The organism is Nocardia sp. MDA0666, from assembly GCF_003023875.1.
GTDB lineage: Bacteria > Actinomycetota > Actinomycetes > Mycobacteriales > Mycobacteriaceae > Nocardia > Nocardia aobensis.
In genome coordinates, this window is sequence record NZ_PYHT01000001.1 from 150,486 (window position 1) to 163,336 (window position 12,851).

The following is a 12,851-nucleotide window of genomic DNA, read 5'->3' on the forward strand; positions in this document are numbered from 1 at the left end:
ATGGTCGCGGCACCTCGGGACCAACGGCCCCTCCGCAACGCACGGCGCGAACCTACCGTCGACATATGAACACAGTGCCCTCACGCGACGTCGTCGAGACAGCGGTCCGGATGGCCGGCCGTGCGCCGTCGCTGCACAACAGTCAGCCGTGGCGGTGGATGTTCGACGGTGCGCAGCTGCGGCTGTTCAGCGTGCACGAACGCATGCTGCCGACCACCGACGACACCGGCCGACAGCTCGTGATCAGCTGCGGCGTCGTGCTCGACCACCTGCGCGCGGCGATGGCCGCCGACGGGTGGCGCACGATCGTGGCGACCTTCCCGAACCCCAACGACCGCACCCACCTCGCCGATGTCCGGTTCGAGCCCTCGCCGTACATCACCGACGGTGACCGCGAACGCGCCCGCGCCATGGCGCGCCGGTACACCGACCGGCTCCCGTTCGACGAACCGGAGGGCTGGGAGCCGTTCGAGACCGTCCTGCGCACGGTATTCGACCCCGAGGACACCATCGTCGACGTCCTGCCCGACGACAGCCGCGCGGAACTGGCCCGGGCGTCGGAGCTCACCGCATCGATGCGCCGCTACGATGCCGACTATCACGCCGAATTGCATTGGTGGACAGGGCATGTGGTGGCCCACACCGGTATTCCCCGGGAAGCGCTGGTGAGCGAGGAGGAACGCGGACGCGTCGACGTCGGGCGGAGGTTGCCCACGGTCACCGGCGAACCACGTCGCACCGAGGTGCGCACCGACCGGTCGAAGATCCTCGTGCTGTCGACCTACGGCGACAGCTCCGCCGAATGGCTGGCCTGCGGACGGGTACTGTCCACCGTCCTGCTGGAGTGCACGCTCGCCGGCTACGCCACCTGCCCGCTGACCCATCTCACGGAGGTCCCGCGCAGTCGCAGCGTGGTCACGCGGTTGCTCGGCCGCAATGCCTTCCCGCAGGTACTGATTCGCGTCGGGCGGGCGCCCGAGAATCAACCGCGCCCCGACCCGACGCCACGGCTGCCGTTGCACGAGATCCTGCGCGTCACCGACGGCGCCGGCTAACCGATGCGCGGGCGCGGCGCTACCGTGCGAGAGATCGGCGCGCGACGTAGATCGCCGCCCCGATCGCCAGCACGACCACGCCCGATACCACGGACGTCAGCGGGAGGGTGCAGGCCAGCACCACGCAGCCCACGGCGCCGACCACCGGAACCACGCGCGGCGGTCTGCCTTCCTCCGGAGTCAGCGTCCACGCGGAGGCGTTCGCGACGGCGTAGTAGCCGAGCACCGCGAAGGACGAGAATCCGATCGCGCCACGGAGATCGGCGGTCGCGGCGATGACCGCCACGACCGCGCCGACCACCAGTTCGGCTCGATGCGGGACGGCGAAACGCGGATGCACCGCGGCCAGCCGGTGCGGCAGATGCCGATCCCGGGCCATGGCGAAGGTGGTGCGCGAGACCCCCAGGATCAATGCCAGCAGGGAGCCGAGCGCGGCGACCGCCGCCCCGGCACGCACCACGGGCACGAGCTCGGGTCGCCCCGCCGCGCGCACCGTCTCGGCGAGCGGCGCCGCGGCCGAGGCCAATTCGTGCGGCCCGAGCACCGTCAGCGCCGCGACGGCGACCACCGCGTACACGACCAGCGTGATGCCGAGGGCCAGCGGGATCGCCCGCGGAATGATGCGGGCGGGGTCGCGGACCTCCGCACCGAGGGTGGCGATGCGGGCGTAACCGGCGAATGCGAAGAACAACAGTCCGGCGGCCTGCAGAATGCCCCGGACCGATGTGTCGGCTCCGATCGCCAACCGGCCCGCGGCGGCGGCGGAACCGGCGAACGCCGCGACGACGACCGCGGCCAGCACGGCCAGCACCAGGGCGACGACGATCCGGGTCAGCAGCGCCGACTTCTGCACCCCGCGATAGTTCACCGCGGTGAGCGCGACCACCGCCGCGACCGCCACCGCATGCGCATGGCCGGGCCAGGCGTAGGCACCGACGGTGAGTGCCATCGCCGCACACGAGGCCGTCTTACCGACGACGAAGCCCCAACCGGCGAGATACCCCCAGAACTCCCCCAGGCGTTCCCGGCCGTAGACGTAGGTGCCGCCGGAGGCGGGATAGCGAGCGGCCAGCCGGGCCGATGAGGTGGCATTGCAGTAGGCGACGACGGCCGCGATCGCCAGCCCGATCAGCAAACCGGAACCCGCGGCGGCAGCCGCCGGGCCCAGCGCGGCGAAGATACCCGCGCCGATCATCGACCCGAGTCCGATCACCACCGCGTCGCCGAGACCGAGGCGGCGGCGCAGGTCGGCCGTTGCCCCGGAATCCATGAGCTCGAAGATAACGGAGTTCACGCGCGCCCGCGTGCCGGCCGCGCGTGACGCCGTCAGGCCCCGGTCAGCGCATCGATGGCGTCGCGGAGTTTCGCGGCGGCCTCGGTCGCGATCGGTTGCAGTCCGGGATCACCGGTGACCTGCACCATGACCTCGGGATCCATCGCTTCGACGATGACGGCTCCCGCGTCGCCCGGGTCGCGCCGCACGATCACGTTGCAGGGCAACAGCAATCCGATGCGGCGGTCGACGCCGACCGCGCGATGCGCCAGCGGCGGGTTGCACGCCCCGAGGATGAGGTAGTCCTCCATGTCCTCGCCGAGTTTGGCCTTCAGGGTCGCGGCCATATCGATCTCGGTCAGCACTCCGAAACCCTGCTCGGCGAGTGCGGCCCGCGTCCGCTCGACGGCATCGTCGAACCGGTCGGTGTGCAACGTGGTGGAAATCGCCAGATTCATGGTCGCCCGCTTTCTGTCGATGGTGGGTCAGGTTCGTAAGACGGCGCAGCCGGCGGTGGCCGGCAGACCCAGCCGCCGGAGCAGCAGGGTCGCCGGGCACCAGCCCGCGACGCCGTAGAGCAACAGATTCGCGCCGACGAACCCGGTGAGAACAAGCCACCAGCCCGACCATGCCGCGGCCGCGACCACACTGATCAGCACGAGAGTGCCGGCCAGCAGCGGTACGACGCGGGCGATGGACCAGCCCTGGTGGCGAGGTAGGTTCGGCATGCGTTCACTTCCGGTAATCGGTTGGGCGCCTTCGCATTCAGGCGAGGGCGAGAAACAGTTTCTCGAGTTCGGCTTCGCTCATCGGTTCGGCGCCGTCGGCGCTCTCGCCGGTGAGGCATTCGCGCAGGCCGGTCGCGACGATCTTGAATCCAGCCCGGTCCAGGGCACGCGATACCGCCGCGAGCTGGGTGACGACGTCCTTGCAGTCGCGTCCCTGCTCGATCATGGCGATCACACCACCCAGTTGCCCCTGTGCGCGGCGCAACCGGTTGAGTACCTGTGCGATCGTTTCCTCGTTGCCGACCATGGCTGTCCGTCCTCTCGTCGCCTACCCCTCCAGCATACCCCTGGGGGTATGCCGGAGGGTTGTGGCGTCAGTCATGCGCGAAGCTGATCGAGGGCAGGATCCGGCGCAACCACCGCGGTGACGCCCAGGCCCGGTGACCGGTCAGGCGCAACAGCACCGGCAGCAGCACCAGTCGCACCGCGGCAGCGTCCAGCAGCACGGCCACACCGAGGATGATGCCCATCTCCTTCGGCGGTAGCGGATCGGCGAGCGAGAAGGTGAAGAACACCGCCACCATCACCGCAGCGGCGGCGAAGATCACCCGGCCCGAATGGGCCAGTCCGTCCACCAGGGCGCGACTCGGATCCCCGGACCGCTCGTAGTGTTCCTTCGCCGTCGCCAGCAGGAATACCGTGTAGTCCATGGCGATGGCGAAGATCATCGCGAAGAAGAACACCGGGCCCCAGCCGTCGAGGAATCCCTGCGGGCGGAAACCGAGCAGGCCGGCCCCGTGCCCGTCCTGGAAGATCAGTTTCGCCACTCCGAACGCCGCCGCCGTCGACAGCAGACTCACCACCGTGCCCAGCGCCGCGATCAGCGGAGCCTGCAACGCCACCAGCAGCAAGGCGAAGCCGAGCACCAGGATGATTCCGACGATGATCGGGAAGTAGTGGTTCAGCGCGTGTTGCAGGTCCAGATTCTCCGCGGGTGCGCCGCCGACCAGCGCTCCGGCCGGCAGCCGATCGCGCAGGTGATCGAGGATCGTGGCCATCCGCGCGTCGGAGGGATCGACGTTGGGCAGCGCCTGCATCATCGCCAGTTCGCTGCCGTCGCGGGCGGCCTGCGGCGGGGTGACCATCGCGATGCCGTCGACCGCCGAGGCGGCATTCGCCACCGCGCCGGATTCCGTTGCGGGCGCGATGATCTGCAACATTCCGGGAGCGCCCTCGCCCATCTGTGCCTGCACCAACTCGTAACCCTGACGAACCGGCGCGTCCGCGGGCACGACCTGGATCGACGGCATCGCGACCTTCAGCCCGGTCACCGGGATCGCCAGCGCGACCAGGACCAGCAGCGCGGCGATCGCGAACGGCCACGGCCGATCGTGCAGGATCCGGCCCCAGGCCGCGAACCGCGGTGAGCGGTGCGGCTGGCGGCCGATCCGCGGCAGCGATCCGGCGTTGATCCGGCCACCCAGCGCTCCCAGCGCGGCAGGCAAGAGGGTCAGCGTCGCCAGCAGCACGAACGCCACCGCGAACATGATTCCGACGGCCATCGTCCGCACCGCGGGAGCCGGCACGATCAGCACCGCCGACAAGCTGACCAGTACCGTCAGCCCGGACAGCACCACGGCCTTACCCGCCGTGCTCATGGTCTCGGCGACCGCCGCGCGTGGATCGGAACTCGCCGCGAGCGCGCCGCGGAAGCGGGCGACGATGAACAGGGCGTAGTCGATTCCCAGCGCCAGGGCGAACATCATCGCGAAGTTCATGGCCCACACCGAAATCGGCGTCACGTGGTTGAGCAGCACCAGCCCGCCGGCCGAGGCGATCAAGCCGGCCAGGGTGAGCGACAGCGGCAGCCCGGCCGCGACCAGCGATCCGAAGGCGACCACCATGATCGCGAGGGTCACCGGCCAGGAGAACATCTCGGCCTTCAGCATCGCATCGTGATTGGCCTTGTTGAAGTCGCTCCACAGAGCCGACGCGCCGGTCGGATAAACGTCGATTCCGTTGCCCGACAACGCCGTCAGCGCATCCTTGTGGGCGTCGACCGCCTTCACCATGTCGTCGGTCGAGGCCGCGGCGCCGGCGATGAGGATTCCGGTGTGCCCGTCGGGGCTGATCGACATCCCCGGCTGGGGCGCCACCACCTCGCCGAAGCGCGAATCACCGGCGAAGATCGCGGTCATCCGGCCCAGCACCGATTGCACTTCCGGACTCTCGACGGTCCGGCTGTCGGAATGCACCACGACCTGCACCGCGGCCGACGAATTGCCGCCGAAGTGCTGCTGGGCCAGCTCGCGCACGCGCACCGAATCCGACCCGTTCGCCTGCCAGCCGGCGCCCGCGAGGGAATTGAACACGCTCGGCGCCGCGGCTCCGAGGGCCACCAGCACCAGCAGCCAGACCCCGAACACGATCCGGGCGTGGCCGGCCATGGCGGCACCCAGTCTGCTCAGCATTCCGCCATGGCCTCGCGTGGTGGCCGACGGCGGTGACACGACCTTCGTTTCGGTCATCACGCCTCCCTTCAATACCCCAGGGGGTATATTTCGTATAGCGGCCAACATACCCCAGGGGGTATCCAGGACGCAAAGGTGCGCTCGGCCACATCCGGGTACACCGGCCATGACGACGAAAGGAGACGACATGACGGATATCGCGCTGTATGTGGACCCGGTCTGCCCGTTCAGCTGGGTCACCGCGCGCTGGCTGCAGACGAGTGCCGACGCTCGCGTCACGCTGCGGCAGATGAGCCTGGCCGTCCTCAACGAGGGACAGGACGTCGACGACGACCATCGGCCGATGATCGAACGATCGCGGCGCCTCGGGCGGGTCTTCGCCGCCGTTACCCGCCGATACGGTGACGACGGGTTCGACCGGCTGTATCAGGAGTTCGGCACCGTGGCGCACACCCGCAAGGAACCGGTCACCGACGAGACGATCGCGGCCGTGCTCACCCGCCTGAATCTGGATCCAGCGCTCGCCACGGCCGCCGACGACGCCGGCCTGGACGAGTTCGTCGCCGAGAAGCATCGGGCCGCCCAGCAAGCCCTCGGGCAACCGAGCGGAAGTCCGATCGCCGTCGTCGACGGCCGCGGCTTCTCCGGACCCGTATTGACGAAGATTCCCGATCCGCGGCAGGGAAAGCAGCTGTTCGACGCGGTGGTCACCCTCGCCTCCACGCCGGAGTTCGCGGCCGTGCAGAGTCCGTACTCCGGGCCGCCGGACACCACCGAACCCGCCGCCGGCACCTGACAGCGCGGACGAACACGAGGCGGGCCGGTGACCTTCGGCCCTGGTCCGAGCGCCGGCGATGCGGTGGTATCGACGCGAAGGAGCGTGACCATGAACTTCGCGAGCACCGCGCCGGGCGCTCGGCACGGCACCACACGCCGCGCCGAATCCGACGACCAGGGCCCCGAGTACGACCTGCCCACCGTCGACATCCGGCTCGGTGATCTAGTCCCCAGCATGTTCGGCGAGTACGCGCGGCGGCGCATCGGCGACGCCGCGCGCTGCGCACCGTCGCCGGTGGCGTCGATCCGGGTCCGCCTGGCCGACCATCGCGAGTCGGCGCTCGCGAATCCGTTCGTGGCACAGGCCGATATCGTCGCCACGCGACCGCTGCGGGTGCAGGTGACGGGAGCCACGGCACGCGAGGCGGTGGATCTGCTGCAGACACGGACACGCGCTCGGCTGCGCATGCCGATCGGCGGTGGAGCGGCGCAGCGGCAGCGGTGTGATCCGCCGGCCGCCACGCTGCTCTATCTGCGTCCGGTCACGCAACGGAAGATCATGCGCACCAAGTGCTTTCATCTACTGGACCGCACCGCTGCGGAGGCCGCGGCCGATATGGCGCTGATGGACTACGACTTCTGGTTGTTCACCGAGTCCGGCGCGGATACCGAGAGCGTGCTCGCGCGCACCACAGGCGGTCACTACCTGTTGACTCGGCTCGACGAACGCGCGGTGACCGCTTATGCGGCGGATCTGCCGCTCGCCGTCGCCGAGGCCCCGGCGCCTGTTCTCGACCGTGCGGACGCCCTGACCCGCCTGCAACTGAGCGGTTCACCGTTCCTCTTCTACCGCGATCGCGAACTCGATCGCGGCTGCGTGTTTTATCACCGCTACGACGGTCACTACGGATTCATCACCTCGCGACGATGAATCCGGCGAAGGCCTCGCAGTGGTGGACCTTCGCCCCTAGCAGCACCGCCCGCACGGTGGTGGCATGAACAGACCGGATGCTCAGCTCCCGAGAGGCACCGTATCGTGATACCGCCCGACCGCACCGACGACGGCGCACCCAACTCCACGGTCGCTCTCGGCCGCGCGGAGGCGATGCGGCTGCTGGCCGGAATCGCTTACGGCCGAGTGGTTTTCACTCGCGACGCGCTACCGGCCATTCGCCCGGTCAACCATGTCGTCGAAGCCGACGGGCGCGTCGTGGTGCGCACCCGGCTCACGTCCCGGCTGACCTCGGCGATCCGAGCCGATTCCGGAGTGGTGGTCGCCTACGAGGCCGACGAGATCGACCCCGGCACCCACACCGGCTGGTCGGTCGTGGTGACCGGCCTCGCGCGGCCGGTCGCCGATCCGCACCGGGTCGCGCGATACGAGCGAATGCTGCGACCGTGGACAGCCGCGACCATGGATACGGTCGTCGAAATCGAACCCACCATCGTGACCGGTATCCGTCTCGTCGGCGCACCGGAGTCACCCGGACCGCCGGCGCCACCGACCCCCTCGCCGAAAGCCGAAAAGAATGACCTACCACGATGATCCGTTCGCTCCGGCCCTGAACACCGCCCACACCTGGTTGCGAACCGTGGCCGACCGGCTGGCCACCGAGGACCGGACCTTCGCCCTGCGCGCGCTGCGCGCCTGGCTGCATACCGTGCGCGACCGCCTCGAAGTCCCCGTGGCCGCGCATTTCAGCGCCCAATTGCCCGAATTGCTGCGTGGCATCTTCTACGAGGGCTGGGTGCCCGCCCATGTGCCCGTGCACCACGACGTCGCCTCCTTCGTCGACGCGTTCGCCCACGAGGCGGGGGTATCCGCCGACGAGGCGGTGGCGTTGATCGGCGCCGTGACGATCGCACTGTCCGATGTGTTCTCCCCCGGACATCTCGACCACGTCCTTGCGGTGGTCCCAGAGCCGCTGCGTGCGGTGCTACTCGGCAGCGAACTCAACGGAACGGCCGCGACGGTTCCCGGCGACGCGTAGACGCCGGCGACCAGAAGGGTTCCAGCAACCAGGAAAGGGACTTTCGTCCATGATGAGTGACTGATCAGGCGATTATGGTGGGTACATTCACCGCTTCTCCGATTGGACGCATTCGCCATGATCAAGGTGTTCCTGGTCGACGACCACGAAATCGTCCGCCGCGGGCTGAGTGACCTGCTCGACGGCGACCCGGAGTTGTCGGTCGTCGGTGAGGCCGGATCGGTGTCCCAGGCCCTCGCTCGCATCCCCGCGTTGCGGCCAGATGTCGCGGTGCTCGATGTCCGCCTGCCCGACGGAAACGGCATCGAGCTGTGCCGGGAGCTGCTGTCGAAGGTCGACGGCCTGCGCTGTCTGATCCTCACCTCCTTCACCGACGAGCACGCGATGCTCGACGCGATTCTGGCCGGTGCCAGCGGTTATGTGGTCAAGGACATCAAAGGGATGGAGCTGGCCCGCGCCGTCAAGGACGTCGGCGCCGGGAAATCGCTGCTGGACAACCGCGCCGCCGCCGCACTGATGGAGCAGCTGCGCCACGGCACCGAGCCCGACGGCCCCCTGGCGACGCTGACCGAACAGGAACGCAAACTGCTCGACCTGCTCGGCGAGGGCCTGACCAACCGCGAGATCGCCGAGCGCATGTTCCTCGCCGAGAAGACCGTCAAGAACTACGTGTCGCGGCTGCTGGCCAAACTCGGTATGCAGCGCCGCACCCAGGCGGCCGTCTACGCCACCAAACTGCATTCGCGTACCGCTGCGGAGTAGCCCGGACCGCCGGTGACCATCGGCCCCACCGTGCGGGATCAATGCCCGTATTCGCATCGCCTCGCGGTTGTGAGACTGGACACCATGACCACGGCAAAGCACTCGACAATCGTCGACACGCCCGACGACCGCACGGTCGCGGCAGTGGTCGAGCTGGCGCAGCGAGCACCCTCGGTCCACAACACTCAACCCTGGCGGTGGATCTTCGATCGGCATCAGCTGCTCCTGTACACCGATCCCGATCGCGTCCTCGCCGGCGCGGACCCGCACGGCCGCGAGCAGGTGATCAGCTGCGGCACGGTCCTTCATCACGCCCGCACCGCCTTCGCCGCCCGGGACTGGCATACCGATATCGTGCGGATGCCCGATCCGCAGCGGCCGGGCCTCATAGCGATCCTCGAATTCCGGCCGTGGGGCGACCCTCCGGACGGAATCCCGCATCGCGCGGCGGCCATCACCCATCGATACACCGACCGGCTGCCGATGGACGCGCCCCGGCACTGGGAGCAGGTGGCGCCCAGGCTGCGCGCTCTCGTCACCCCGCACGACCTCGACTTCGACGAATTCGCCGGCGACATCCGCGCCCGGGTCGCCGCGATCTCGCGCTCCGCCGCCGCGGCTCGCCGTGACGACTGGATGTATCAGGACGAATTGCATTGGTGGGCAGGTCATTTCGAGGGCACCGAGGGCATTCCGGCCAGCGGTCTGATCTCCGACGCCGAACTCGCGCGAGTCGACGTCGCCCGAGCGTTCCCGTCGGCGCCGCATTCGGAGCGCCGCGCCGGCCACCTCGATCATGCCCGGCTCGTCGCGATCAGCTCGCCGGAGGATGCGCGGCCGTACTGGCTCCGCACCGGTGAGGCACTGTCCGCGGTACTGCTCGAATGCACCGCCACGGGACTGGGAACCTGCCCGGTCACGCATCTCACGGAGGTGCCCGCGGGTCGTCGAGCCCTGGCCGCGCTGCTCCCGCATCACCACTTTCCGCAGGTCCTGGTCCGCATCGGCAACTCTCCGGCGGACGAGCCGATCCCGCCCTCGACCCCGCGCCGCGACGTCGACGAGGTGCTGACCTTCATGTGACGCTGCGTGCCGTGTCGGCCGCCCGTTCCGATCCCGGATGCAGCAGCCGATCCATCCGCACGGCGACGTACCCGAATACCGAGAGCCCGCTCACCACCAGCAGGTCGGTGAAGCTCAGGGCCCGGGTTTCCAGCAGCCGTTGCAGCAGCGGCAGATACACGGCGGCGACCTGCAGCGCGAACGAGACCGCGATCGCCACCGGCAACAGTGGATTGGCGCTCGACCACGGACGCGTGCGCGATCCCAGCGCCACACCGAGCTGCGTCACCCCCAGGGTGAAGAACGCCATGGTCTGCCAGGGCCGGTCGGTGTGGTGTGCCCACACCGCCACCGCGAGCGTGACCACCGTGAGAACGAACGCGATGCGCGGAATCCGCTGCCACAGACCGGCGCCGAGGATGCTCTGCGCGGGCGGGCGCGGCCGGCGGCGCATGATCGCCGGATCGGCCGGTTCGCCACCGAGGGCGACCCCGGTGAGGCCGTGGGTGAGCAGATTGACCCACAGGATCTGTGCGGCCAGCAGCGGCAGCGCGAGTCCGAACAGGGGGCCGAACAGCATGACCGCGATTTCCGTCGCCCCGCCGGAGAGGCCGTAGATCAGGAAACGCCGGATATTGGCGTAGACGCGGCGGCCCTCCTCGACGGCGACCACGAGGGTGTCGAGGTTGTCGTCGGCCAGCACGAGGTCCGCGGCCTGTCGTGCCACCTCGGTGCCGCGCCGGCCCATCGCCACGCCGATATCGGCGCGCCGCAGCGCGGGCCCGTCGTTGACCCCGTCACCGGTCATGGCGACGATCTGGCCGTCGGCCTGCAAGGTGTGGATGATGTCGAGTTTGCGGTCGGGGGTAGCGCGCGCGAAGACCGCGGCGCTGCCCAGGTCGGCCTCGCTCGCGCCGCGCGCATCGACGACGGCCTCGCCACTGGCCAGAATGCCGAGGTCGGTGGCGACGGCGGCGGCGGTGCCGGGATGGTCGCCGGTGATCAGGATGGGACGGATCCCGGCGCGGCGGCAGGCCGCCACCGTCGCGGCGGCCTCCTCCCGCGGCGGATCCAGAATCGCGACCAGGCCGAGCAGGTGAAGGCCGTGTTCGGGATGCTCGCCGGGGGCATCCGGGCGATCCGCCGCGGCGACCGCCAGCACCCGGTATCCCTGGCCGGCGAACGCGGCCGCACGTTCCAGCGCCTCGGCACGCAGCGCCGGGCCGGCATCGACCAGTGTCTCGCGCACAACGGCTTCGGGTGCGCCTTTGCACACGGTGCGGTAGGTGCGGTCCGGTAAACGGTGCACGGTCGTCATGCGCTTGCGATCGCTGTCGAACGGCAGTTCGGAGACGCGTGGCATCCTGATCCGCAGCTCCCGTTCATCGATGCCGGCTTCCGTTGCGGCACAGAGCAATGCGGCTTCGGTCGGGTCGCCCAGCACCGCCGCCTCGTCCGTCTCGGAGGTGGGTGCGACGAACTGCGCGTCGTTGCACAACACGGCGGCCGCCAGCAGCTCGCCCACCGCCGGATCGTCCGCCGAGGACCGCTGCGCCACCGTCCAGATCTCTCCGACGACCATCCGGCCCTCGGTCAGCGTTCCCGTCTTGTCGGTGGCCAGCACGGTGACCGACCCCAGCGTCTCGACCGCGGGCAGCGTCCGGACCAGGGCGCGGTGGGCGGCCATGCGGCGGGCGCCCAGCGCCAGCCCGAGGGTCACCACCGCCGGCAGTGATTCCGGAACTGCCGCCACGGCGAGGCTGATCGCGGTCACCAGCATCAGTTCCAGTGGTTGATGCCGGACCAGTCCCAGCGCGAACACCACCACACACAGCACGATCGTGACCGCGGCCAGCAGCCGCCCGATGTCGACCAGACGCCGTTGCAGCGGTGTCGGACCGGTCCGGCGGTCCAGCAGCCCGGCGATGCGGCCGGTGGCGCTCGCGGCGCCGATCGCGGTCACCACCGCGATGCCCCGGCCCTTCACGACGACGGTGCCGGCCGACAGATCCGGGTCGCCGTCCACGGATTTGTCGACCGGCAGCGATTCCCCGGTCAGCGCCGACTCGTCGAGCATCAACGCGGCGGTCTCGACGACGGTCGCGTCCGCGGCGACGATATCGCCCTCGCCGAGCACGACGAGATCGCCCACGACCACGTCGGCCGCCGGTAGCTGCCGTTGATCGTGATCGCGGATCACCCGGGCCGTGGGTGCGGTCAGCTGTTCCAGCGCCGAGATGGCTTGCTGGGCACGGATCTCCTGACCGACACCGACCGCGGTGTTGACCACGATGACCAGGGCGATGACCGCCGTATCGGTCCAGTCCCCGGTCGCCACCGTGAGGATCACGGCGACGAGCAGCACCAGGATCAACGGGTCCCGCAACTGCCGCACTACCCGTCGCCACCACGGTGCCGGCGGCCGCCGCGGCACGATGTTGGCGCCGTCGCGAGCCAGCCGTCGAGCAGCTTCGGCCGCGGAAAGGCCCTCCGGCAGTGTCCGCGTCGCACTGGAACCGGTCATCGCGCGGCGCCTTTCCGGCGGGATGTGTCGCGAAAGTTCCTCATCAATCGACAGTCCGCTCTCGGGGACCGCCGGGGCCAGAGCCTTTCGGCGGCCGTCGAGACGACCTTCGTCGCATCGGCTCCCGGCGTCCGACCGGCAGATATCTGTTGCGGCGAAGGGCATGGCGGTAGGCTTTGCGCAAGCGTAAACACCGATGTTTCGCGTT

The 12,851-nt window shown here is 69.6% G+C and carries 13 protein-coding genes; 7 read left to right on the top strand and 6 right to left on the bottom strand.

What is annotated here, in order from left to right; genetic code table 11:
* Positions 1-65 precede the first annotated feature (65 nt).
* On the top strand, positions 66-1,055 hold the full coding sequence (locus tag C8258_RS00700; RefSeq protein ID WP_106953407.1) for an NAD(P)H nitroreductase: 990 nt from the start codon (positions 66-68) through the stop codon (positions 1,053-1,055).
* Positions 1,056-1,074: 19 nt separating this feature from the next.
* Here C8258_RS00700 and C8258_RS00705 read toward each other — a convergent pair whose 3' ends face one another.
* The 5 genes from C8258_RS00705 to C8258_RS00725 form a co-directional block, all read right to left on the bottom strand.
* Positions 1,075-2,325, bottom strand: coding sequence for an APC family permease (locus C8258_RS00705; protein WP_106953408.1), 1,251 nt, complete (start codon positions 2,323-2,325; stop codon positions 1,075-1,077).
* Between the two features lie 56 nt (positions 2,326-2,381).
* A complete protein-coding gene (locus C8258_RS00710) occupies positions 2,382-2,786 on the bottom strand; it encodes a DUF302 domain-containing protein (RefSeq protein ID WP_106953409.1) in 405 nt (134 codons plus the stop codon).
* Between the two features lie 27 nt (positions 2,787-2,813).
* On the bottom strand, positions 2,814-3,056 hold the full coding sequence (locus tag C8258_RS00715; RefSeq protein WP_106953410.1) for a DUF2892 domain-containing protein: 243 nt from the start codon (positions 3,054-3,056) through the stop codon (positions 2,814-2,816).
* A 37-nt stretch (positions 3,057-3,093) separates the two neighbouring features.
* A complete protein-coding gene (locus C8258_RS00720) occupies positions 3,094-3,363 on the bottom strand; it encodes a metal-sensitive transcriptional regulator (RefSeq protein ID WP_030516394.1) in 270 nt (89 codons plus the stop codon).
* A 67-nt stretch (positions 3,364-3,430) separates the two neighbouring features.
* Positions 3,431-5,584 carry an MMPL family transporter gene (locus C8258_RS00725; RefSeq protein ID WP_233224800.1) on the bottom strand — a complete coding sequence of 718 codons (2,154 nt, stop codon included), beginning with the start codon at positions 5,582-5,584 and terminating at the stop codon, positions 3,431-3,433.
* A gap of 130 nt (positions 5,585-5,714) precedes the next feature.
* On the opposite strand from C8258_RS00725, the gene C8258_RS00730 reads away from it, so the two are divergent.
* From C8258_RS00730 to C8258_RS00755, 6 genes are all read left to right on the top strand, one after another.
* Positions 5,715-6,323 carry a disulfide bond formation protein DsbA gene (locus tag C8258_RS00730; protein WP_106953411.1) on the top strand — a complete coding sequence of 203 codons (609 nt, stop codon included), beginning with the start codon at positions 5,715-5,717 and terminating at the stop codon, positions 6,321-6,323.
* Positions 6,324-6,413: 90 nt separating this feature from the next.
* Positions 6,414-7,235: a sigma 54 modulation/S30EA ribosomal C-terminal domain-containing protein gene (locus tag C8258_RS00735; RefSeq protein ID WP_106953412.1), complete on the top strand. Its 822-nt coding sequence runs from the start codon at positions 6,414-6,416 to the stop codon at positions 7,233-7,235.
* 105 nt (positions 7,236-7,340) lie between these two features.
* Positions 7,341-7,850, top strand: coding sequence for a pyridoxamine 5'-phosphate oxidase family protein (locus C8258_RS00740; RefSeq protein ID WP_369974686.1), 510 nt, complete (start codon positions 7,341-7,343; stop codon positions 7,848-7,850).
* Positions 7,834-8,295 (top strand): DUF2267 domain-containing protein, encoded by a 462-nt coding sequence (locus tag C8258_RS00745; RefSeq protein WP_051025427.1) that lies wholly within the window; start codon positions 7,834-7,836, stop codon positions 8,293-8,295. Before C8258_RS00740 ends, C8258_RS00745 begins: the two co-directional genes overlap by 17 nt.
* Positions 8,296-8,412: 117 nt before the next feature.
* On the top strand, positions 8,413-9,057 hold the full coding sequence (locus tag C8258_RS00750; RefSeq protein ID WP_106953413.1) for a response regulator transcription factor: 645 nt from the start codon (positions 8,413-8,415) through the stop codon (positions 9,055-9,057).
* 84 nt (positions 9,058-9,141) lie between these two features.
* A complete protein-coding gene (locus C8258_RS00755) occupies positions 9,142-10,140 on the top strand; it encodes a nitroreductase family protein (protein ID WP_106953976.1) in 999 nt (332 codons plus the stop codon).
* Here C8258_RS00755 and C8258_RS00760 read toward each other — a convergent pair.
* Entirely contained in the window at positions 10,133-12,643 is a 2,511-nt protein-coding gene (locus tag C8258_RS00760) for a cation-transporting P-type ATPase (protein ID WP_106953414.1), read from the bottom strand. The genes C8258_RS00755 and C8258_RS00760 overlap by 8 nt on opposite strands.
* Positions 12,644-12,851: the final 208 nt, after the last annotated feature.

Excerpts from the sequence above, each read along its gene's own strand:
- C8258_RS00730 (WP_106953411.1), top strand. The coding sequence starts at position 5,715 with ATGACGGATATCGCGCTGTATGTGGACCCGGTCTGCCCGTTCAGCTGG.
- C8258_RS00715 (WP_106953410.1), bottom strand. The coding sequence starts at position 3,056 with ATGCCGAACCTACCTCGCCACCAGGGCTGGTCCATCGCCCGCGTCGTA.
- C8258_RS00705 (WP_106953408.1), bottom strand. The coding sequence starts at position 2,325 with ATGGATTCCGGGGCAACGGCCGACCTGCGCCGCCGCCTCGGTCTCGGC.
- C8258_RS00755 (WP_106953976.1), top strand. The coding sequence starts at position 9,142 with ATGACCACGGCAAAGCACTCGACAATCGTCGACACGCCCGACGACCGC.
- C8258_RS00760 (WP_106953414.1), bottom strand. The coding sequence starts at position 12,643 with ATGACCGGTTCCAGTGCGACGCGGACACTGCCGGAGGGCCTTTCCGCG.
- C8258_RS00720 (WP_030516394.1), bottom strand. The coding sequence starts at position 3,363 with ATGGTCGGCAACGAGGAAACGATCGCACAGGTACTCAACCGGTTGCGC.
- C8258_RS00700 (WP_106953407.1), top strand. The coding sequence starts at position 66 with ATGAACACAGTGCCCTCACGCGACGTCGTCGAGACAGCGGTCCGGATG.
- C8258_RS00750 (WP_106953413.1), top strand. The coding sequence starts at position 8,413 with ATGATCAAGGTGTTCCTGGTCGACGACCACGAAATCGTCCGCCGCGGG.
- C8258_RS00735 (WP_106953412.1), top strand. The coding sequence starts at position 6,414 with ATGAACTTCGCGAGCACCGCGCCGGGCGCTCGGCACGGCACCACACGC.
- C8258_RS00745 (WP_051025427.1), top strand. The coding sequence starts at position 7,834 with ATGACCTACCACGATGATCCGTTCGCTCCGGCCCTGAACACCGCCCAC.
- C8258_RS00725 (WP_233224800.1), bottom strand. The coding sequence starts at position 5,584 with ATGACCGAAACGAAGGTCGTGTCACCGCCGTCGGCCACCACGCGAGGC.
- C8258_RS00710 (WP_106953409.1), bottom strand. The coding sequence starts at position 2,786 with ATGAATCTGGCGATTTCCACCACGTTGCACACCGACCGGTTCGACGAT.